Source organism: Ottowia massiliensis, assembly GCF_900240305.1.
In the GTDB taxonomy this organism is placed as follows: Bacteria; Pseudomonadota; Gammaproteobacteria; order Burkholderiales; family Burkholderiaceae_C; genus Ottowia; species Ottowia massiliensis.
On sequence record NZ_LT964854.1, the window covers coordinates 553919 to 574709 of the forward strand.

The window sequence follows — 20791 nt, forward strand, 5'->3', positions numbered from 1 at the left end:
ACTAGGACGTATTGCTATGAACAGAGGAGCAAAAAAAGACTTCCAATCCGTTGTCTCTTTGATCCAAGCGGCAAAGCTCAAGGCTGGCGGCGGACTATCGCCAGGGCAACAAAAAACCCGCCAGACGGCCTCTGCCCTGGCGGGTTCGCTGTTTTCAAATCAGGCGTTTTTTATGCGCTCTTGGCGGCGGCTTCCGCCTTTTTGAGGATGACGTACATCTCATCTTTGAGGCGCAGTTTTTGTTTCTTCAGTGTTTCAATGGTTTCGTGCGCTGCGCTTTCTACGCCGCTTTCCATGCGCTTGATCTGGTGATCAAGTTCGTTGTGCTGCTCGAACAGGCGGCTGAAATGGGGATCGGCGTTTTTCAGCTTGCTGATCAGGTCGCGAAATTCTGGAAACATGGAATCTCCTTTCTTGGGTGGTGGAATGACCTTGATTCTAGATGGGCCGCTGGCTCCGGAATCCAGCTGGCGGATTGCGCGTTGCGCCCTTCAATGTTGAAGCGGCCCGCACCGCCGCCCGGGCGGAACATGAAAAGCTGCGGCGGCGAGGCGCCATCGGCCGTCAGTTTTCATCCTTTCGCGGGCCGCTGGCGTTTTTTGACGGCTTTTTTGGCGTTTTTGGCGCGTTTTGCCGGTTTTTCTTCCAGCACGCAGTCGGCGAAGTAGCGTTTGCGGCCCTGTTCGTCCTCCACTTCCACCAGGCCGTGAATGTCGGTTTCAAAGCCGGGGCATTCCAGGGCGAAGGTGCGGGCGAACTTGAGGTAATCGACGATTTTCTGGTTGAAGACTTCACCGGGAATGAGCAGCGGAATGCCGGGCGGATAGGGCGTGACCAGGCCGACGGTGACGCGCCCTTGCAGATGGTCGATTTCCACGCGTTCAGTGCGCCGGCGGGCAATGCAGGCGTAGGCGTCGGCGGGCGTCATGGCGGGGGTGAGTTCGCTCAAATACATCTCGGTGGTCAGGCGCGCGATGTCGTATTTGGCGTAGAGCTGGTGCACGTGCTGGCACAAGTCGCGCAGGCCCATGCGCTCGTAGCGGCGGTGTTGCGCGCAAAACTCGGGCATCACGCGCCAGAGGGCGTGGTTGCGGTCGTAGTCCACTTTGAACTGCTGCAAGGCGGCCAGCAGCGTGTTCCAGCGGCCTTTGGTGATGCCGATGGTGAACATGACAAAGAAGCTGTAGAGGCCCGTTTTTTCCACCACCACGCCGTGCTCGGCCAGGTATTTGCTGACGATGCTGGCGGGTATGCCGGTGTCGCCAAACTTGCCATCCAGCCCCAGGCCGGGGGTGATGATGGTGGTTTTGATGGGGTCGAGCATGTTGAAGCCCGGCGCCAGCTGGCCGAAGCCGTGCCAGCTTTCCTGCCCGCTTTTTTTGCCGCCCTTTTCCCTGCCCTTTTGGGCAGCGCCGTCCTGAATGATCCAGTCATCGGCGCGGCCCACGCCTTCAGCGGCAAGCTGCTGCGGCCCCCACACGGTGAACCACCAGTCGCCCTCGCCAAAGTCGGCGGCCACCTTGCGCATGGCGCGGCGAAAGTCCATTGCCTCCAGCAGGCTTTCTTCGACCATCGCGCGGCCGCCGGGCGGCTCCATCATGGCGGCGGCCACGTCGCAGCTGGCGATGATGCTGTACTGCGGGCTGGTGGAGGTGTGCATCAGATACGCCTCGTTGAAAAGGAAGCGGTCCAGCGGCACGGTTTGCGAGTCTTGCACCAGCACCTGGCTGGCCTGGCTGATGCCCGCCAGCAGCTTGTGAATGGACTGGGTGGCGTACACCAGCGATTTTTTCGGGCGCGGCCTTTTCTTGCCCATGGCGTGATACGCGCCGTAGAAGGGGTGAAAGGCTGCGTGCGGCAGCCAGGCTTCGTCGAAATGCAGGTTGTCGATGTAGCCGTCCAGCAGCTGCTTGATGGTTTCGGTGTTGTAGAGGATGCCGTCGTAGGTGGACTGCGTGAGCGAAAGAATGCGCGGGCGCACCGCTTCGGCGTCCACATGCCGCAGCAGCGGATTGGCGCGAATCTTGGCCTGGATGGCCTGCGGCTCGAACGCCTCGCGCGCAATGGGGCCGATGATTCCGTAATGGTTGCGCGTGGGCCTGAGAAACACCGGCACCGCCCCCGTCATGATGATGGCGTGCAGGATGCTTTTGTGGCAGTTGCGGTCCACCACCACCACATCGCCCGGCGCCACGGCGTGATGCCACACGATTTTGTTGCTGGTGGAAGTGCCGTTGGTGGTGAAAAAGCAGTGGTCGGCATTGAAGATGCGCGCCGCGTTGCGCTCGCTCTCGCCGATGGCGCCGTCGTGATCCAGCAGCTGGCCCAGCTCTTCCACGGCGTTGCACACATCGGCGCGCAGCATGTTCTCGCCGTAAAACTGGTGATACATCTGCCCGATGGGGCTTTTGAGAAACGCCACGCCGCCCGAATGGCCGGGGCAGTGCCAGGAGTAGGAGCCGTCTTCCGCGTAGTCCAGCAGCGCCTTGAAAAAAGGCGGCTGTATGCCTTCCAGATACGCACGGGCCTCGCGGATGATGTGCCGCGCCACAAACTCCGGCGTGTCTTCAAACATGTGGATGAAGCCGTGCAGCTCGCGCAGGATGTCGTTGGGCAGGTGCTGGCTGGTCTTGGTCTCGCCATGCAGGTAGATGGGCACATCCGGGTTCTTGCGCCGCACCTGCTGGATGAAATGGCGCAAATTCAAAATGGCCGGGGCCAGATCGGGGCCGGGGTTGTCCGGGCCGGGGCTGAACTCCTCATCGTCAATCGAAAGAATGAAGGCGCTGGCGCGGCTTTGCTGCTGGGCAAACTGCGCCAGATCGCCATAGCTGGTGGCGCCCACCACCTCAAAGCCCTCTTCCTCGATGGCTTTGGCCAGCGCCCGGATGCCCAGGCCCGAAGTGTTGTCGTTGCGGTAGTCCTCGTCGATGATGACGATGGGGAAATGGAATTTCATGGGCGCGGCCTCCTCTTGGCGTTGCAATCGGGCAAAGCAAAAACGCCTGCGTCTTTCACGCAAGCGCCACGGCAAGGCGGCAAGTGTAAGAACCTGTTCAGAACCTGCGCAGAGTCTGGGCGCTAGCGCGAAAAAGCAGCTCCCAAGTGAATTCAGGAAGAATTTCTGGCAGGTGCAGACATCAAAAAAAAAACAGGAGCAGATACAAAGGGCATAAATACCGTTTTGCGCTGCCCCCACTAGGACATATTGCTATCAAGCCAGGAGCAAATGTACGGCTCCTTTGCTCTTTCAGGCTACGCAGGCGCTGTCTTGCGGCTGGCGGGTAGTTTCAGGGAACAGGCGGCCCAGCTCGCGGCAAATGGTGGCGGGAGCTGCGTCAATGATTTGGGCCAGATCGCGCAGTTGCGGCAGGGCTTTGCGGGGCAGCAGGCCTTCGCCGGCCGTCAGCATGGCGAGCAAGTGGCGCAGGCGGCCTTGCACGGCGCCTGTGCGCAGACGGGCCATGTCGCGGGCCTGGCGCTGCTGCTGGGCCATGACGGCGTGCATGAGCAGCAGACGGTCGCTCTCGTGCCGCCACAGCTCGGGGCTGGCGCGCACGGCGGTCAGCGCCACGGCGGTTTCGCGGTAGGCATTGCCGCTGAGCGCAGCGATGCCGGCGATGTCGCCCGGCCCGGCCAGTTGCACGAGCGCGTTGCCGTCGCCGCCAGGCTGAATCAGCGCCAGCCAGCCTTCGGCCACGCGCCATAGCGGCCCTTGGCTGCCAGCGGCCATGAGCTGCTGGCCGGGGGCGAGCGACAGCCCCCAGTGTTGTGCCTGGGCCTGGGCGCAAGCGGACGGAAGAGAGGCGGGAAAGCCGCGCGCCGCGTCAGGTTCCGCGTGAGATCCAGCGCCTTTGGGCAGGATGGCCAAGCCCGGCGCGTCTGCCGCAGGCATTTGGAAGGAAGAGAAGTTCATTGCCGATGCTCCTTGGGTTGCCGCCGCGCGGCGCGGCCAGTGCGCGAACGCGCAAGCCGTTGGCCGGAGTTGGGGATGGCGGCAGGAAAAAGACCGTGAAAGAAGGGCGCGGCCCTTCCCGAAGGGTCAGGCCGCGAAGGAGAAGGCGGGCAAGGCGGGCGGCCCGCGCGGATGGGCCGCCCGCACGGGCTGCGCCCAAACGGCGTGCCGCAAAACGGCAACAGGAGCGGCGTACGCCATGCGTTCCAGCGCCAGGGCGGGCGCTGCGGCAGGCGGGGCCAGCCGCTCGCCCATCAGCACGCACAGCGGGCAGTGGTCAAGGTGCAGGGCGGTTTTGCCGGCCTGGCCGTCACCGGCGGCGCTGTCTGCGCTGTTGTCTGCGTCAGACAGGGCGATCCAGCGGGTTCCTTCGGAGGTGCAAACCTGCACCCATTGCGCGTTGCCGGCGCTCGCCAGCGCGCGCGAGACGGTAGGCGCCAGCGCAGACAACGCGACAACCCAGGCCGTCAGCCAGACGAGCCAGCGGGGAAAGCCACGAGGAAGGCCGGTGCGGCGGTTCATGAGCGCAGTTGTCAAGCCGGTTCGCGCGTTGGACAGAGAGCAGCGGCGCGAAATGCGAAAAAACCCATTCGAGTTCATTTTATGAACCCAACACAAACCGTTGCCAGACAAGGCCTGGCTCTTTGAGCAGCATCAAGAAATTGACGTGGCTACAGGACGTAAAACCTGAAATTGACAAAGGTCAATTAAAGGCTGCTAGCTGTTTGTATAGTCAAAACCGGATATATCGATCCACGAAACGAAAGGAGTCTGAAATGAGTCTGCTTGGAAAAAAAGCGCTGGATGTGGCGGCCAACCTGGGTCGCCGCCGCTTCCTGAATTCGGCCGCTGCGCTGGGCGCGGTCACGGTCGGCTTGGCCGCCTGCAAGGAAAACACGCAGGGCAGCGCTGCGTCTGCTCCGGCGGCGCCAGCGGCTGCGCCTAAGGCGGCGCCAAAAACTGAAATCACGGCAGCGCCCGAGACGCGCGGCTTCGTGGGTGGTGCGGGCAGCATTGAAATCCATCCAGGCCAGCTGGATACGCACTACGGCATCTGGAGTGGCGGCCACACGGGCGATTTGCGCGTGCTAGGCATTCCTTCCGGTCGTGAATTGGCTCGTGTGCCTGGTTGCTGCCCGGATGCGCTGGTGGGATGGGGAATCACCAATGAATCCAAAGCCGTAATGGGCACCAAGCCCGACGGCACGTTGGAGTTCACCACGGGCGACACGCACCACGTGCACTGCTCATATAAAGACGGCATCTACGACGGTAAATACTGTTTCGTGAATGACAAGCTCAACGCCCGCTTGGTGCGTGTGCGCTTGGATTACATGGTGACGGACAAGATTCTCAAGTTGCCGCATGTGCAGGGCTTCCACGGCATCTTCCCGGACAAGCGCGATCCGGTGGATCCCAGCGTCAACTACACCACGCGCGTGTTCTGCGGCCAGGAATTTCGTGTGCCGCTGGAAAAAATTGACAACAACACCGTCAATGACGACGCGAACTATGGCTGCGTATTCACCTGTGTGGATTCCGAGAAGATGGAGGTCAAGTGGCAGGCCCGCATCGACGGCAACTGCGATTTGGTGGCTACCTCATACGACGGCAAGCTGGCTGCCACCAACCAGTACAACACCGAAGGTGGCGTAACCTATCCCGACATGATGTCGGCTGAAGTGGATGCTTGTCTGTTCTTCAATGTAGCGCGCATTGAGCAGGCCATCAAGGACGGCAAATTCACCCATCTGGGCAACAACAAGATTCCAGTGGTGGACTGCCGCGCGGAAGCCAACAAGGATCCGAAAACGGCGCTGGCTGTGCCCGTGCCCGTACCCAAGAACCCGCACGGCGTGAACGCTTCACCCGACGGCAAGTATTTCGTGTGCTCCGGCAAGCTTTCGCCCACCTGCACGGTGATCGAGCTGCAAAAGGTGCTGGACTGGTTTGACGGCAAGCTGGACGACATCGCCAAGGCCGTGGTGGCTGAAGTGGAAGTGGGCCTGGGGCCGCTGCACACCACGTTCGATGGCCGGGGCAATGCCTACACCACGCTGTTCCTGGATAGCCAGATTTGCAAATGGAACGTTGAACAGGCCATCAAGAAATACGCTGGTGATAAGAACATCAACCCCGTTATCGACAAGATCGACGTGATGTACCAGCCCGGTCACATTAGTGCGACGCATGCTGAAACCAGTGCGGCTGATGGCGTATGGATGGGCGTAGGCAACAAGTTTTCCAAGGACCGCTTCCTGCCTGTCGGCCCGCTGCATGCCGAAAACGACCAGTTGCTCGACATCACGGGCGAGCGCATGGTGCTGGTGCATGACACGCCGGTGCGCGGCGAGCCGCACGACTTCGTGATCTTCAAGCGCGAGTGGCTTAATCCCAAGCAGATCTACAACATGGAAGACTTCCCCTTGGCGGTGCCCAGCGCGGAAGAAGCGGGCGTCACCCGCAATGGCAACAAGGTCACTGTGCGTATGGTGTCTTTCGCGCCAGCTTTCGAGCCCAATGTGTTCAAGGTGAAATTGGGCGATGAAGTGACGGTGATTCTCACCAACATTGACCGCGTGGAGGACTTGACGCACGGCTTTGGCCTGCCTGACTACAACATTCAGTTCATTGTCAATCCGCAGGAAACCAAGTCTGTAACTTTCAAGGCGGACAAGCCAGGCGTGTTCTGGTACTACTGCACCAACTTCTGCCACGCGCTGCACCTGGAAATGCGCGGACGCATGATCGTTGAATCTTGATGCCCCTGGCAGGCAGGTAAACGGGCGGGTCATCGGGCCTGCCCGCAAAAGTAGAAAATAAAAAAGGGGCTTGAGCTGGTGACGGCTTGGCCCCTCGGTTTTTGTAAGAGCCTATTCACGGACAGGCTGTGAACAGGTTCTAAATCCCAGGATGTATTGGCTCATGAAAATCGAAACACTCGCTCGCAAGATGCTGACAGGGCTGGCGCTGTCACTGGCGGCGCTGGCGGTGCAGGCCGCCGGGCAGGGCGCAGGCGGCTCGCAAGCCTACGAAGCGCCCCTGCCGCCGGGGCTGGCCACGGCCAAGGACATGTGCGCCCTGCTGCCGTGCAAGGACGTGTTTCCGGGGGCAACCTCGTTTTCCGAACGCATGGGCCAGCCACCCTACGTGGAAGCCTACGGCGGCGAAGATGGCAAGCAAAAGCTCGGCTACGTGATGCTCTCTACCGACATCACCGACACGCCCGCCTATTCGGGCAAGCCGGTGGTCACGCTGATCGGCATGGACACGGAGGGCAAATACGTTGGCGTCAAAGTCATCAAGCACTCCGAACCCATCTTGCTGCTGGGCATCCCGGAGTCGGCGCTGCTTGATTTCAATGCCCAGTACATCGGCAAATCCGTTAAGGACAAGATTGAAGTGGGCCAGACCCGGCCTGATGAAGGCGTGCTGGGCGTGGACGCCATTTCCGGCGCTACGGTGACGGTTATCGCGCAAAACCAGGTCATCACCACTTCCGGCGCGGCCGTGGCGCGGCAGGTGGGCATCATCGAGCCGCTGGTGCGCGAGCCGGTGCGCTATGTGGAGCCTGCCGCTGGCCAGCCCCTGCCGGATTGGGACACGCTGGTCAAACAGGGCGCAATAGGCAAGCTGGTGGTCAAGCCAGAGCAGGTGGGGCTTGAAAAAAGCAACGTGCCTTTCATTGAGCTGTGGTTCGGCTCGCTCAATTCGCCCGTCGTCGGTCCGGCGCTGCTGGGCGAGGACACCTGGAAAAACCTGATAGGGCGCATGAAGGAAGGGCAAAACGCCATCTTCATCATTCGCACGGCGGGAGCCGAATCGTTCAAAGGTTCGGGCTTCGTGCGCGGCGGCATTTATGACCGCGTGCAGGTGCGGCAGGACAACGACATCTTCACCTTCAAGGACAGCGATGCCGTGAACCTGTACACCCTCAAGGCCAAAGGCGCGCCCAAGTTCAGCGAATCCAGCATCTTCATCGTGCGTTCGCCTGCCTTTTCGGCGGCGTATCCGTGGAAGCTGATCTTTCTGGGCAACAAGCGCGATCCGGCCACGGGCCAGCGCGTGTTCACGGTGTTTGACAAGGGTTACTGGCTGCCTGAGCAGTATTTGGTGGGCGGCCATCCCAAGATCGCTGTACCCGAGGCCACATGGGTGAAAGTGTGGAAGCAGCGCGCGCCGCAGATCGTGCTGTTCGCCCTGCTGCTGGTGGCTGTCACGGTGGTGTATGCCCTGCGCGACCATCTCACGCGCCGCTCCACGCACAAAAACAAGTGGCCGGTCAATTCCTTCAAGTTCACCTTCTGGGCCATCTTCATCTTCTGGGTGGGTTTTGGCCTGATGGCGCAACCTTCGGTCACGCAAGTGCTGACCTGGCTGCACTCGCTGCTGTTCAAGTGGGAGTGGGATCTGTTCCTGAGCGATCCTTTCCTGTTCCTCTACTGGATCTTCATCTTCGTGACCATCTTCCTGTTCGGGCGCGGCCTGTTTTGCGGCTGGACCTGCCCCTTCGGTTCCATTCAGGAAGGGCTGCACAAGATTGCGGGCGCCACGCCGCTGAAGCGCTACCAGTTCCTGCCGCCCAAGTGGCTGCATGACCGGCTCAAGTGGATCAAATACGCCGTGTTCTTCGGCCTGGTGGTGGTGTCGCTCTTTTCGATGGGGCTGGCCGAAAAGCTGGCCGAAGTGGAGCCGTTCAAGACCACCTTCCTTGTGGGCATCACCAAGCGCAGCTGGCCGTTTGCCACGTTTGTGCTGGTGATTCTGGGGCTGTCCATCTTTATTGAGCGGCCTTATTGCAAATACGTCTGCCCGCTGGGCGCGTCGATTGCCATGCCGACCACGTTCCGCTGGTTCGGTCTGCGCCGCAAGGCGGACTGCAACACCTGCAAAGCCTGCGCCAAAGGCTGCGGCGCGCTGGCCATTGACGCCGATGGGCGCATCGACCAGCGCGAGTGCATGCACTGCATGGATTGCATGATTCTTTACACCGACAGCGCCGGCTGCCCGCCGCTGGTCAAGGAGCGCAAGGCGCGCGAGCGCGCGGGCGAACCGATGACAGCCATTGCACGCGACGGCTACTACATCCCCATCGTTCCGATTGAGGAAGACCGCCAGCGCCTCAATGCCCAAAAGCTGCTGTCCATCAAGCCTGACCCGCGCTGGCCCAGCAAGCGCGCCCATCCCTCCGTGGAAAACCTGCATGGCGTGCGCCGCCTGCTGGGCGAAGTGGTGGAGCACCTCTGGCCCTTCAGCCGCGAAGGCTGGCAGGCCAGCCACGTGGTGGTGGCGCTGGGCGTAGCGGCGGCGCTGGGCGCCACGCTGGTCTGGCTGCTGGCCGCAGGCGGCAGCGCCTCGCCCATGCTCGTGATCGGCGTGTGGTTTGGCTGGAGCGTGTTTGAAGTGCTCGTGCGCTTCAAGAGCAAGCCCTACGTCAAGGACGGCCCCTGGTGGGGCAGCGTGTGGCGGCAGGCCACCGTCATGGACATGATCAGCTACGTGGGCCTCAAAAACCTGCTCATTGGCGCGGCGCTGTTCTGGCTGCTGGCGTTCACCGGTCTGTGGACGCTTGCATGAAGGGCGGCGTTTTCAGACCATCCGCGAAGAGACGGCTGGCCGCAGCCTTCCTGGGCATGGCCCTGGCGGGCCATGCCGCAGCGGCCACGCTCACGGTCAGGCCGGGCGAGTCCATCCAGGCGGCCATAGACCGCGCCCAAAACGGCGATGTCATCGAAGTGCAGCGCGCCCGCTACCAGGAAAACCTGCGCATCGACAAAACGGTCACGCTGCGCGGCATCGAACGCCCCACGGTCGATGGCAGCGGCAAGGACGACACCATCCGCGTCATCGCCCCCGACGTTGTCATCGAAGGCATGATCGTCGCCAACTCCGGCGACAACCGCTACAAGCAAAACGCTGGCATCTACGTTCAGCCCGGCGCGCACCGCGCCAAAGTGCAGCATTGCTACCTGGCCTACAACCTGTTTGGCATGTGGATTGAAAAAGCCGATGACGTGCAAGTGCTGCACAACAACATCACCGGCAAGCGCGACTACGACAGCCCCCGGCGCGGCAACGGTATCCAGCTCTACAACACCAAGGGCGCGCGCATCATCGGCAACCAGATCAGCTTCGTGCGCGACGCGCTCTATATCGACGTTTCGCACCACGCCATCTTCCAGAAGAACAACCTGCACCACAGCCGCTACGGCACGCACTACATGAACTCCTACTACAACCTGTGGGAGGACAACGACACCTGGAAAAACCAGGCCGGCCTGGCCCTGATGGAAGTGCGCGACCAGACCATCCGCAACAACCGCGCGTGGAACAACATCGACCACGGCATCATGCTGCGCACCCTGCAAGACGCAGTGGTGGAAAACAACATCGTCATGGGCAACAAGCGCGGCTTTTTCGTCTATGACGTGGAATTCACCAAGATGCTGGGCAACGTGGTGGCCGACAACTACACCGGCGTGCATCTGGCGGGCGCGGCGCGCAACACCTGGGACGGCAACGACTTCATCCAGAACCGCCTGCAAGTCAAATACGTGCTCACGCGCGACCAGCAATGGGGCGGCCCCGAAGGCAACTACTGGAGCAACTATCGCGGCTGGGACCGCGACCACGACGGCCGGGGCGACATTCCCTACGAAGCCAACGACATCGTGGACCGCCTCAGCTGGCGCTACCCTGCCGTGCAAATGCTGCTGGGCAGCCCTGCCGTGCAGGCGCTGCGCCTGGTGGGCCAGCAGTTTCCGGTGCTGCGCGTGCCCAGCGTCGTGGAAAACCACCCCCGCATGCTGCCGCGCTCCACCGAATGGGCCAAATGGCGCGCGCGCGTGCAAAAGGAAAACCCCAATGTCCGATGAAACCAGCAGCAGCCCCGGCGGGGGCGACGCCGTCATTCGCTTGCGCGGCGTCACCAAACGCTTTGACCGCTTCACCGCCGTGGACGATGTTTCGCTCGACATCCGGCGCGGCGAAGTGTTCGGCCTGATCGGCCACAACGGCGCAGGCAAAAGCACCCTGTTCAAGATGATGCTCGGCCTGCTTGCGCCCACCAGCGGCCGCATTGAAGTGGGCGGCCAGCCCGTGCACGGCCGCGCCGCGCGCGAAGTGCGGCGCGGCATTGGCTACCTGCCCGAAAACGTGGCCTTGTGGGACAACCTCAGCGGCCTGGAAACGCTGCGCTTTTTCGCGCGCCTCAAGCGCGTGGACGCGGCAGGCTGCCCCGCGCTGCTGGAGCGCGTGGGCCTGGGCGCGGCGGGCAAAAAGCCGGTGCGCGCCTACTCCAAGGGCATGCGCCAGCGCCTGGGCTTTGCGCAGGCGCTGCTGGGCCAGCCGCGCGTGCTGTTTCTGGATGAACCCACCACGGGGCTGGACCCGCACGCCATCCACTTTTTCTGGGACACGCTGGCCGAGCTGCGCGACCAAGGGCTGACCATCGTGCTCACCTCGCACATCCTGGCCGAGCTGCAAAACCGTGTGGACCGCGTGGCCGTCATGGCCAGCGGCAAGGTGCAGGCGCTGGGCACGCTGGACGAGCTGCGCGCCATCTTCGATTTGCCGCTGACGGTGCAGGCCAGCCTGGCCGCTGGCGTCGATGCCGGGCAGGCCCAGGGCTTCATGGCCGCCTGGCCGCCCGATCTGGCCGGCTTCGCACACGCTTTTGACGGCCAGACCCTCACCCTTCGCGCCCCGCGCGAGAAAAAAATGGCCCTGCTGCGCCACCTGCTGGCCGCGCCGCAAGTGGCCGACGTGCAAGTGCATGCCCCCTCGCTGGAAGACATGTTCTTCAGCGAAGGCGGCGCAGGCGTGGCCGCCAGCGCGCAAAACCGCCCGCAACCCCGCCCGCAAACCCAACAGGAAGCCGCATGATCCAGCCCCGTCAAGTCCTCACCCTGGCCTCCAAGGAATTTCGCGACCGTCTGCGCAACCGCTGGGTGCTGGCCGTGGCGCTGGTGTTCGCCGCGTTTTCGCTCGTCATCACCTACGCGGGCGGCGCGCAGCAGGGCACGGTGGGCCTGCGCTCGCTGGAATTCACCATCACCAGCCTGGTCAGCCTCGTCATCTACCTTGTGCCGCTCATTGCCCTGCTGCTGGGCTTTGACGCCATCGTGGGCGAGCGCGAGCGCGGCTCGCTCGACTTGCTGCTGGCCTACCCCATCACGCGCGGCGAGCTGCTGCTAGGCAAATACCTGGGCCTGGCGCTGGCGCTGGCGCTGGCCATGCTGGCCGGGCTGGCCGCCGTGGGCGTGGTGCTGGCGGGGCAGTTCGGCACGCGGGCGCTTTTTCACTATTCGGGCTTCGTGATCAGCGCGCTGCTCATGGGGCTGGCCTTTTTGAGCCTGGCCGTGCTCATCTCGGTGCTGGCGCGCGACCGCACGCGCGCTTCGGGCGCGGCCATCATCCTGTGGTTTTTGTTCGTGCTGGTGTTTGACCTGGCGCTGCTGGGCGTGCTGGTGGGCACTGCCGGGCGCTACGGCGGCGAAATCTTCCCCTACCTGCTGCTGCTGAACCCGACCGACGTTTTCCGCATCCTCAACGTCTTTTCCGCTGAAGACGTGCGCAGCGCCTACGGGCTGGTCAGCGTGGTGCCGCCCGTGCTGCTGCGGCTGGACGTGCTGGCCGCCGTCATGGCCGGCTGGATTGCCATACCCTTGGCCCTTGCCAAATGGAGATTTAAGACATGAGCGATTTCTTTCGCCTTCGCCCCCTTCATGCCGCCTGCCACTGCGGCCAGCCCCATGCCCGTGATGAAGCCTGCTCCGAGCGCCGCGTGCTGCTGGGCCTGATGGCCCTGTCAGCCATCGCCCCGCTGGCGGCGTGCAGCAACGAAACCGGCAGCCAGGCCGTCAGCACCGAACCCGTTGAAATCACCGCCTCCACCTCCTGCGAGCTGGACGGCATGCTGCTCACCGACTACCCCGGCCCCAAGGGCCAGATTCACTACGCGGGCGAAGACCGTCCCTGGTTTTATTGCGACACCATCGAAGTGCTCAACACCCTGCTGCTGCCCGAGCAAATCCGCAAGGTGAACGCCGTCTATGTGCAAGACATGGGCCGCGCCGACTGGGACAACCCCAAAGGCGCCTGGATCGACGCGCGCACCGCCCTTTATGTGCAAGGCAGCAAGCGCAAAGGCTCCATGGGCGAAACCCTGGGCACCTTCAGCAGCGAAGAAGACGCGCAAAAGTTCATCGCCGAATACGGCGGCAAGCTGCTGCGCATGAACGAAATCACCCCTGAAATGATTGATCTGCGCGGCGGCTCCGGGCTGGACAACAGCATGTGAGCGCCGCTCCATGTGCCTGAACAGCGCCTGAAAAACGCCCGGAAGCAGGGCCGGTTTTACCCTCTATTTCGCTCCTTGATTCATAGCATGAGGTCCTAGTGGAATGGGCGCGAAAGCCAGTTTTGGCCCCTCAAATTTGCTCCTGTCCTTGTTATCACGCCCTTCTTCAGCCCGCCATGAGCCAGCCGCCTTTGCTGACCCCGCCCGCTGCCGCCGCCTCTGCCAAAACGCCCCTCACACGCCGCCGCTGGCTCTGGCTGGCAGGCGCTGGCGCGCTGGCTGCGGCAGGCGCGGCGGGCCTGGCCCTGCGCCGCGCCGCGCCCGGGCAGCCGCCAGCGGGCGACGAAGGGCTGGATGAAGTCTGCATCGTCGCCCCGCCCACCCCTTACGACCCCGCCAGCGGCCTGCCGCCCGAAGCCCCGCGCCCCGTGCCGCCAGACGCGCGCTGCCCCGTCTGCGGCATGTTCCCCGCCCGCAACCCGCGCTGGGCCGCCCAGATCATCTACACCGACCACTCGGCGCAGTATTTCGACTCGCCCGTCAATTTGCTGCTGTTTCTGGCCAACGTCAGCCGCTACAGCCCCAACCGCAGCGAGGCCGACGTGCAATCGCGCTGGGTGACGGATGCCGCCAGCGGCCAGTGGACGCCGCTGAAGCAAGCCTGGTTCGTGCACGGCTCCGAAGTGCGCGGCCCCATGCGCACGCCCGACCTGCCCGCCTTCGCCCGCGAGGAAGACGCCGCACGCTTTGCCGCCAAGCGCGGCGGCCAGGCGCTGCCCTGGGCGCGCATCACGCCCCAAATCCTCGAGGCCCTGTCCAAAGAGCGCGGCGGCCCGCACAACCACGCCAGCCACGGCGCTGCCGCCGCAGCGCCCTGATTTCCTGCTGCTGCGGCGGTTTCTTTCCACCTTTTCTCTCACGATTTTTCCGGCCACCATGAAAAAAGTCGTCGTCGGCGTCTCGCGCGCCCTCTCTCCCCACCCCGTAGGCAATGCCTTTGAAGAGCAGCTTTTCTTCACCTATGACGGCATGGGCCGCCAGACCAATGCCGCCATTCGCGCCACCCACGCCGCCTGCGCCAGCGCGCCAGCGGGCGCCAGCACCGGCGCGCAAGCCTTTTGCGGCCTTGAATGCGTCACCCTCCTGCTCCAGGGCGGCCTGCGCGTGCGCGACAGCGCCGGGCACGACCACACGCTGGCCGCTGGCGACGTGCTCTGGAACGGCGCGGGCCGTGGCCTGCTGCGCGAAGAACGCCCCGCGCCCGGCGCGCCGCTGGAGCAAGTCAGCCTCTGGATCAACCTGCCCGCCCAATACAAGCTCACCGAGCCGCACTGCCAGCTCATCCGCAGTGCAAGCATCCCTGCCTTGAGCCTGCCCGGCGAAACAGGCAGCCTGCGCCTGATCGCCGGTGAATGGCAAGGCCAGCTGGGCCCCGCCGAAACCGTGCAATCCCTGCAACTGTGGGACCTGACCCTCAAAGCCGGCCAGAAAACCAGCCTGCCCCTGCAAAACGGCTGGTACGCCGTGCTCCTGACCCTGACGGGCACGCTGCGCATCAGCCACTGGCTGCACCCCGTGGGGCCGCTGCAAACGGCCATGCTCGATGCCTTCGGCGACGAAGCCGGCCTGCACGCCGAAGGCGATGAAGACGTGCGCGCCATCCTCGTCAGCGCCCAGCCGCTGAACGAAGCCATCAGCGGCCAGGACGGCCTGGTGATGAACACCCCCGAGCAGCTTGCCCACATGCAGCAGGCTCTCGCGCAAGGCGCTTTCGGCGCGCTGTCCGCGCTGGATTGACGCCCGCAGCCTGGCCGTGAACGGACGCCCCGGCCCCGGCGCGCGGCCCGGCGGCCAGCTTTCCTGGAGCGGGCAGGGGCTTCATTCATCAAAAACAGGAGCGAATTCGGCGGGCCATCAATGGGTATTCCCGCTGATTCCGCCAAGACCTGATGCTCTGATTTCAAGAGCGGATTTGGCGCTGCGCCTGCTTTCCTTTCGTGCCAGCGCGGGAGTCTGCGCTCGGCAGAAATGAATGAGGCGGAACGGGGCGCATCCGCGATGGAAAGGGGCCGGGGGCGGCGCTTCGGAACCCGTTCAGAGTCTGGCCGCGCGAGGGCGGCGCTTGAGTGATGGCCCGCAAAGCGCAGGCGCGCCTTGCAATCCGGCAGGAGTTTGCAGGGCCGCAAGAGCGTTCAAGTCCGCGCTTTTGCGCCTACGGACCGACGGCAAGCAGACGTTCAGAAGCCTTGCGCGCTGCTTTTTCCCTTCCAGGGCGGCGCTGACGAAGCGTTCATGTTCGCTCCTTCTTTCATAGCGTTACGTCTTGGTGAAATAGGCGCAATCGCCATTTCCGGGGGGCCTGAATTTGCTCCTGTTTTGATGCCATCCAGCATGCTTTCGCGCCTGCCCGCCATCCAGCCGGAAAAGGCGCAGGCCGCCAGCTGGCCGGGCCGCCCGCCTTGCGGCCAGCTTTTTGAACAGGCTCTCTCACGCGGGCGGCGCTTCTGACCTTTGTTCTGAAGGCGCGGCCCCGCCGCCGCAGGAGCCGGGCGCTTTGCCGCAGGTGCAGGCGTGGTCAATGCCTACGGCATTGGCCAGACCGCCGCAAGAGCCGCCGATGGGCTTGCGCCCCGCCATCACGCCAATGGCCATGCCCGCCACCACGAGCAGCATGACGATGAATGCGATGAGCCAGATCATGGTTTTTCTCCTTGAGGTGATGCGCCAAAGGCCGCGTCAAAAGCCGCCGTGGCCCGGGTAGCGAAGCCTGCGCCATTTTCCCGGCGGCTGACGAACAGGGCCGCAATGCCCCTGGCCTGGGCGTAGTCAAAGCCCTGCTGCGGCCCCAGCGCCATGAACAGGGTGGAGAGGCCGTCGGCCTCCAGCGCCGAAGGGGCGGCCACCGTGACGGCGGCCAGGCGATGGCGCACGGGCGCGAGCGTGCGCGGATCAATGATGTGGCTTTGCCGCTGGCCGTCCACCTCGTGCCAGTTGCGGTAGTCGCCCGAAGTGGACAGCGCCAGCCCGTTGAGCTGCACGATGCGCTGCGCCTGCCGTTCGCCTTCCAGCGGCGCCTCGATGGCAATGCGCCAGGGCGCGCCATCGGGCTTGAGGCCCACGGCTTTCATCTCGCCCGTGATTTCCACCAGATAGCTGCCCACGCCCTGCTGCGCAAAGTAGCTGGCGACGCGATCGACCGCGTAGCCGGCGGCGATGCTGTTGAATTCCACGCGGATGGGTGCGTCCTTGCACAACTGGCCGGGCTGCACGCGCAAATGCTGCATGCCCATGCGATCGCGCGCCGCCTCCAGCTCGGCTGGCGCGGGCGCGGGCGACGCCTCGTGCGCGGGCCGCGCCGCCGCGCCGTGGCGAAAGCCCCAGGCCTCCAGCACGGGCAGCAGCGTCACGTCAAACGCGCCTTCGCTTTGCTGCGCCAGCGCCAGCGCGTGCCGCGCCAGCTCAAGCGCCGTGTCAGGCATGTCCATGCACACCGGCGCGGGCGCGGCGTTAAAGCGTGCCAAATCCGAATCGTCACGGTAGGTGGACACGGCCGCGTCAATCTCGCCCAGCAGCGCCTGCACCGCCCCTTGCGCCTGCGCGGCGGCAGGCTGGCCGCCGGAGCCTGGCACGTAGCTGATGTGGTAGGTGCTGCCCATCGTCGGCCCCTCGATGCGCACGACGGACGCGGTGGACGCAGGCTGCGGCTGGCAGCCCGCCAGCGCCGCCATGCAGGCCAGGCAGAGAAGAAAACAGCGCGGATTCATGAATGATGTTTTGCCAAAGCCGCTGATTTTGCGCGCGGCCAGGCGCCTTCCGGCCCCCAGCCGCAGACACTGCTGCCGGAACGGCCGTTAAGCCACGCATGCATCCGCCCATGCATCCGCCCATATTTATTCGCCCATATTCGCGGCTGACGGTTTCATTCACGCCGCTTGCTGGCCCAATCCGTGAAATCAAGGCCGGGCCGTAGAGCAAAAGCGATGAAGCCTGGCGGGAATGGGCGTCTCTGCCAGTGGCAGCCTTCGCGGCGCTCAAAGGCCGTCACGCGCCAGCCAGGCTGCTTGAAGCACTGAAAACAGGAGCAATTCAAAGACTTTGAAAATGGCCCTTGCGCCCATTCCACCAGGACCTCATGCTATCAATCAAGGAGCAAGATTCAGGCGGCCCGCATCCGCCCGTGGCTGCGGTGCGGATCAGTACACCTTGATTTCAACGCGGCGGTTGCGCGGCTCGTCCACGCCGTCTTCAGTGGGCACGAGCAGCTCGCGCTCGCCACGGCCCACGGCCTCGATGCGGGCAGCGGGAAAGCCTTTGGCGATGATGTCTTCCCGCAGGCGGCAGGCGCGGTTGAGCGAAAGCTCGTCATTGGCAGTCAGTGAGCCAACGGTGTCGGTGTGGCCGGTGACGATGATTTCCGCGCCGGGGCGGTTGGACACCTCGGCCAGCACGGCGTCCAGCTCGGCCTCGGATTCGGGCGTGAGCTGCACCGACCCGGTGTGAAAGTACAGCGCGTAACGCTGCGCGGGCGCAGGCGCGGCGGCCAGCAGCTTGCCCATGCGCCGCTCCACCGCGCGCGCCGTGGTGTGGCCGCGCTCCACTTCCGACTGGGTGGACACGGACAGGGTCTGGTAAGCCTCATCCAGCCGCTCGTGGCGCTCGCCCGTTTGCACTTCCACGGCGCTGCCCGGCTGGGGCAGCAGGGTGACGCGGGTGGCGGGAGCGCAGGCAGCCAGCAGCGCGGCTGCGGCCAGCAGGAGCGGCAACAGGGCCGGGCGGGAATCCGGAGAAATCCTCATGGGCGGGTCTCGACAATGAAATCGGTGCCGCGCACGCCAATGACGGCGGTGGGCGTGGTGACTTTGACTTTTTCAGGCTGGAGCTTGGCAATCAGCCCGGTGATCACGCGCAGGCTGCCGCGCGCGAGCTTGACCCACATGCTGCCTTCCTGCGTGGTGGAGTTGAAATCGAACTCGGCCAGATCCAGCGACGAATCAGGCCCCAGCGTGAGCACGGTGCCATCGCGCAAGGTGACAGCAGCGATGCCGTCTGCGCCCGTGCTCAGGCGCTCCTGGGGCAGCAGGGCGCCGCCCACCACGGCGGCGCGGCGCGTGTCGCCCTGCGCCAGCGTGACCTGGCCTTGCACGGTCTTGAAAGTGCCCAGCCGTCCATCACCCGGCGTGATGACGAAAGCCCTGTCAGCCGCCTCGGCCGCTGGCGCCTGAGTCTGCGCCACAGGTTCAGGCCGCTGGGGGGCGCCTTCCTGCGCGGGTGCGGGCTGCGCCAGGGCGGCGGCGGCCATCAGCCCGCAACAGGCCGCCAAGCCGCGCCGCGCGATTGCTCGGAACGTGAACATCAGTGCTTTCTCCCATTTGGTTGCAAAAAGTGGACGAATGCTAACGCAGGCATCTTGACGGCGCTGCGTGAAACAGCGTATCGCAACGTATTGCGGCGCGCTGCGCGCCATGCGCTATGACTTGGGCGGCGCGTCGTGCACGACGAACGTGGGCACGCCCATGCCGCTGGGCGCAAAGAGAAAGGGCACTGTCACCCACATGGCATCGGGCGTGCCGTTGCGCGTGCCGGGCAGAAAGCGCGTGGCCAGAAGCCGGCGCACGGCGTAGTTGTCCAGCGAGGGGTAGCCGCTGGACTGCCTGATCTCGGCCCTGGAAGCGCAGCCATTCGTTTCAACCAGCACCTTCACCAGCACGCGGGGAATGTTCTCGCGCGCCTGCCCTTTCGGCACAGGCTGCCAGGCGGCCTGCCGGTCGGCGGACGTGGGCATGGGTGCGCAGGCTGGATAGGGCTGCTGGCGCGCTGACGCATCCGCCGCACGGGGCGGCGCGCCACATGCAGCAGCCAGCAAGCTGACACAAAAAAGAAGGGGCAGCGTGCGCATGGGCGGCTTCAGGTCTTGGGCAGCGTCACGCCCACCTGGCCCTGGTACTTGCCGCCCCGGTCCTTGTAAGAGGTTTCGCATACTTCATCGCTTTCAAAAAAGAGCACCTGCGCGCAGCCTTCGCCTGCGTAAATCTTGGCGGGCAAGGGCGTGGTGTTGCTGAATTCCAGGGTCACATAGCCCTCCCATTCCGGCTCGAAGGGGGTCACATTAACGATGATTCCGCAGCGCGCGTAAGTGCTTTTGCCCAGGCAAATGGTGAGCACGTTGCGCGGAATGCGGAAATATTCCACGGTGCGCGCCAGCGCAAAGCTGTTGGGCGGAATGATGCAAACCTCGCCCTCGAAATCGACAAAGCTCTTTTCGTCAAAGTTCTTCGGGTCCACCACCGTGCTGTGAATGTTGGTGAATATCTTGAATTCAGGCGCGCAGCGAATGTCATAGCCATAGCTGGAAGTGCCGTAACTGACGATCTTGCGCCCGTCCACCTGCCGCACCTGGCCCGGCTCGAAAGGCTCGATCATGCCGCGCTCCTCGGCCATGCGGCGGATCCATTTGTCACTTTTGATGCTCATGAAAAAAAACCTGAGGCAAAAAGGAAATTCATTTTGCCGCAGGCCCGCGCGATGCCTGAAGGCCGCTTGCTCATGAGTTTCCGGCGCACGGACAAGCGCGGCCCTTCAGCGCAGCCTACGGCCAGATCATGAGCAGGCTCCAGCGCCTCGCCACAGCCCAGCGGCGGCGGTTCACTGGCGGATGGTCCAATCCGCCGCGCTCATGCCGCTCTCCCTGAAATCAATCACCACATTGTGTTTGGCGGCCCCGCACTGAACCACCCACATTTCCTGCCAGCTGCGCGCGCCAGGCTCCCCCGAGGGCATGCGGGTCACGAATGGCTGCACGCCAGTGATTTTTTCGCAGCCCAGCACACCTGCCTTGGCAGCGACCCCCATCATGGCGTCACGTTGCAATTTTTCATTGGTCAATGTGCCCTGCTGGACAGGTTTTGGCTCGGCGTGGTCGGTTTTGCGAGCCTGCTCCTTCTCCTGCGCCAGGGCCGGCGCGCATGGCAGCGCCATTGCCAATGCCAAAAATAAAGCGCCTGCGGCGCATACACGCTTTTTCATTGCATTTTCTCCTTGTCAAAACCATTTATTCATACCATTCGACGGCGCTGCGGGTTGAAACAGCCGGGAAGGTTTCTCGGTCTTGCACTGACAATCTCCGCCGGTTTTTCCGCCGCGTCTTTTCTGCCCCTTCATCGACAAAAGCTTGCCCGCACGGTTTGCGGCAGCTTAGCCTGAATTGCAACAAAGCGGACGAGGCCGGATACATGGGCGGCACAGCAGCCTCATAAATCAAAAATAGGAGCTAATTTAAAGCATATAAAAGCGGACTTTGCGCTCTGTTGACTAGGACTGCGCGCTATGAATGGAGGAGCAAGAATTACAGCCTCATGGCCGCCGTAGGCAACCGGCGAAGCTTTTTTCGCTAACGCCGCCACGTGCCGTGAATATTGGTGAACGCAGGCGCGCAGCGGGACCATTGACTGCCTTTGAAGTTCATGAAAAAACCCGTAAAAATTTGAGGAAGGGAAGCCATTCCGCCGCTGTCCCATTCTTAAAATTACATTTTTTCA

General features: G+C 63.5%; 20 protein-coding genes. 8 read left to right on the forward strand and 12 right to left on the reverse strand.

Going from position 1 to position 20791, the window contains the following annotated elements:
- Positions 1 to 170: 170 nt before the first annotated feature.
- The 4 genes from C1720_RS02445 to C1720_RS02460 form a co-directional block, all read right to left on the reverse strand.
- On the reverse strand, positions 171 to 401 hold the full coding sequence (locus C1720_RS02445; protein ID WP_050715715.1) for an HP1242/YdcH family protein: 231 nt from the start codon (positions 399 to 401) through the stop codon (positions 171 to 173).
- Positions 402 to 571: 170 nt separating this feature from the next.
- Positions 572 to 2959 carry an arginine/lysine/ornithine decarboxylase gene (locus C1720_RS02450; RefSeq protein ID WP_102284455.1) on the reverse strand — a complete coding sequence of 796 codons (2388 nt, stop codon included), beginning with the start codon at positions 2957 to 2959 and terminating at the stop codon, positions 572 to 574.
- A gap of 291 nt (positions 2960 to 3250) precedes the next feature.
- The gene (locus C1720_RS02455) at positions 3251 to 3916 is read right to left on the reverse strand and encodes a Crp/Fnr family transcriptional regulator (protein WP_146006837.1); all 666 of its coding nucleotides are present in this window, start codon (positions 3914 to 3916) and stop codon (positions 3251 to 3253) included.
- 126 nt (positions 3917 to 4042) lie between these two features.
- Positions 4043 to 4477, reverse strand: coding sequence for a DUF2946 domain-containing protein (locus C1720_RS02460; RefSeq protein WP_158241610.1), 435 nt, complete (start codon positions 4475 to 4477; stop codon positions 4043 to 4045).
- Between the two features lie 254 nt (positions 4478 to 4731).
- On the opposite strand from C1720_RS02460, the gene nosZ reads away from it, so the two are divergent.
- From nosZ to C1720_RS02500, 8 genes are all read left to right on the forward strand, one after another.
- The gene (gene nosZ, locus C1720_RS02465; protein ID WP_102283115.1) at positions 4732 to 6717 is read left to right on the forward strand and encodes a TAT-dependent nitrous-oxide reductase; all 1986 of its coding nucleotides are present in this window, start codon (positions 4732 to 4734) and stop codon (positions 6715 to 6717) included.
- A 163-nt stretch (positions 6718 to 6880) separates the two neighbouring features.
- Positions 6881 to 9532, forward strand: a complete 2652-nt coding sequence (locus C1720_RS02470) for a NosR/NirI family protein (RefSeq protein ID WP_102284456.1) — start codon at positions 6881 to 6883, stop codon at positions 9530 to 9532.
- A gap of 56 nt (positions 9533 to 9588) precedes the next feature.
- Positions 9589 to 10830: a nitrous oxide reductase family maturation protein NosD gene (locus tag C1720_RS02475; RefSeq protein WP_233199759.1), complete on the forward strand. Its 1242-nt coding sequence runs from the start codon at positions 9589 to 9591 to the stop codon at positions 10828 to 10830.
- Positions 10820 to 11839, forward strand: a complete 1020-nt coding sequence (locus C1720_RS02480; RefSeq protein ID WP_050715710.1) for an ABC transporter ATP-binding protein — start codon at positions 10820 to 10822, stop codon at positions 11837 to 11839. The genes C1720_RS02475 and C1720_RS02480 overlap by 11 nt, the downstream gene beginning before the upstream one ends.
- Positions 11836 to 12654 (forward strand): ABC transporter permease, encoded by an 819-nt coding sequence (locus C1720_RS02485; RefSeq protein WP_199170939.1) that lies wholly within the window; start codon positions 11836 to 11838, stop codon positions 12652 to 12654. Before C1720_RS02480 ends, C1720_RS02485 begins: the two co-directional genes overlap by 4 nt.
- 101 nt (positions 12655 to 12755) lie before the next feature.
- A complete protein-coding gene (locus C1720_RS02490) occupies positions 12756 to 13256 on the forward strand; it encodes a nitrous oxide reductase accessory protein NosL (RefSeq protein ID WP_233199999.1) in 501 nt (166 codons plus the stop codon).
- A 176-nt stretch (positions 13257 to 13432) separates the two neighbouring features.
- Complete coding sequence (locus C1720_RS02495) at positions 13433 to 14134, forward strand: nitrous oxide reductase accessory protein NosL (RefSeq protein ID WP_102283118.1); 702 nt, start codon at positions 13433 to 13435, stop codon at positions 14132 to 14134.
- A 58-nt stretch (positions 14135 to 14192) separates the two neighbouring features.
- Positions 14193 to 15053, forward strand: a complete 861-nt coding sequence (locus C1720_RS02500; RefSeq protein WP_102283119.1) for a pirin family protein — start codon at positions 14193 to 14195, stop codon at positions 15051 to 15053.
- 440 nt (positions 15054 to 15493) lie between these two features.
- Here the strand turns inward: C1720_RS02500 and C1720_RS13580 are convergent, their stop codons facing one another.
- The 8 genes from C1720_RS13580 to C1720_RS02535 form a co-directional block, all read right to left on the reverse strand.
- On the reverse strand, positions 15494 to 15649 hold the full coding sequence (locus C1720_RS13580; protein ID WP_158241611.1) for a hypothetical protein: 156 nt from the start codon (positions 15647 to 15649) through the stop codon (positions 15494 to 15496).
- Positions 15650 to 15743: 94 nt separating this feature from the next.
- On the reverse strand, positions 15744 to 15956 hold the full coding sequence (nqrM, locus tag C1720_RS02505) for a (Na+)-NQR maturation NqrM (protein WP_050715708.1): 213 nt from the start codon (positions 15954 to 15956) through the stop codon (positions 15744 to 15746).
- A complete protein-coding gene (locus C1720_RS02510) occupies positions 15953 to 17020 on the reverse strand; it encodes an FAD:protein FMN transferase (RefSeq protein ID WP_102283120.1) in 1068 nt (355 codons plus the stop codon). Before C1720_RS02510 ends, nqrM begins: the two co-directional genes overlap by 4 nt.
- Positions 17021 to 17449: 429 nt before the next feature.
- Positions 17450 to 18052 carry an OmpA family protein gene (locus tag C1720_RS02515; RefSeq protein WP_102283121.1) on the reverse strand — a complete coding sequence of 201 codons (603 nt, stop codon included), beginning with the start codon at positions 18050 to 18052 and terminating at the stop codon, positions 17450 to 17452.
- Positions 18049 to 18609: a FecR family protein gene (locus C1720_RS02520; RefSeq protein ID WP_050715705.1), complete on the reverse strand. Its 561-nt coding sequence runs from the start codon at positions 18607 to 18609 to the stop codon at positions 18049 to 18051. Before C1720_RS02520 ends, C1720_RS02515 begins: the two co-directional genes overlap by 4 nt.
- Positions 18610 to 18723: 114 nt before the next feature.
- Positions 18724 to 19038, reverse strand: a complete 315-nt coding sequence (locus tag C1720_RS13585) for an energy transducer TonB family protein (RefSeq protein ID WP_050715704.1) — start codon at positions 19036 to 19038, stop codon at positions 18724 to 18726.
- A gap of 122 nt (positions 19039 to 19160) precedes the next feature.
- Positions 19161 to 19727 carry a dCTP deaminase gene (gene dcd / locus C1720_RS02530; RefSeq protein ID WP_050715703.1) on the reverse strand — a complete coding sequence of 189 codons (567 nt, stop codon included), beginning with the start codon at positions 19725 to 19727 and terminating at the stop codon, positions 19161 to 19163.
- Between the two features lie 171 nt (positions 19728 to 19898).
- Positions 19899 to 20237 (reverse strand): hypothetical protein, encoded by a 339-nt coding sequence (locus C1720_RS02535; protein WP_199170940.1) that lies wholly within the window; start codon positions 20235 to 20237, stop codon positions 19899 to 19901.
- Positions 20238 to 20791 lie beyond the last annotated feature (554 nt).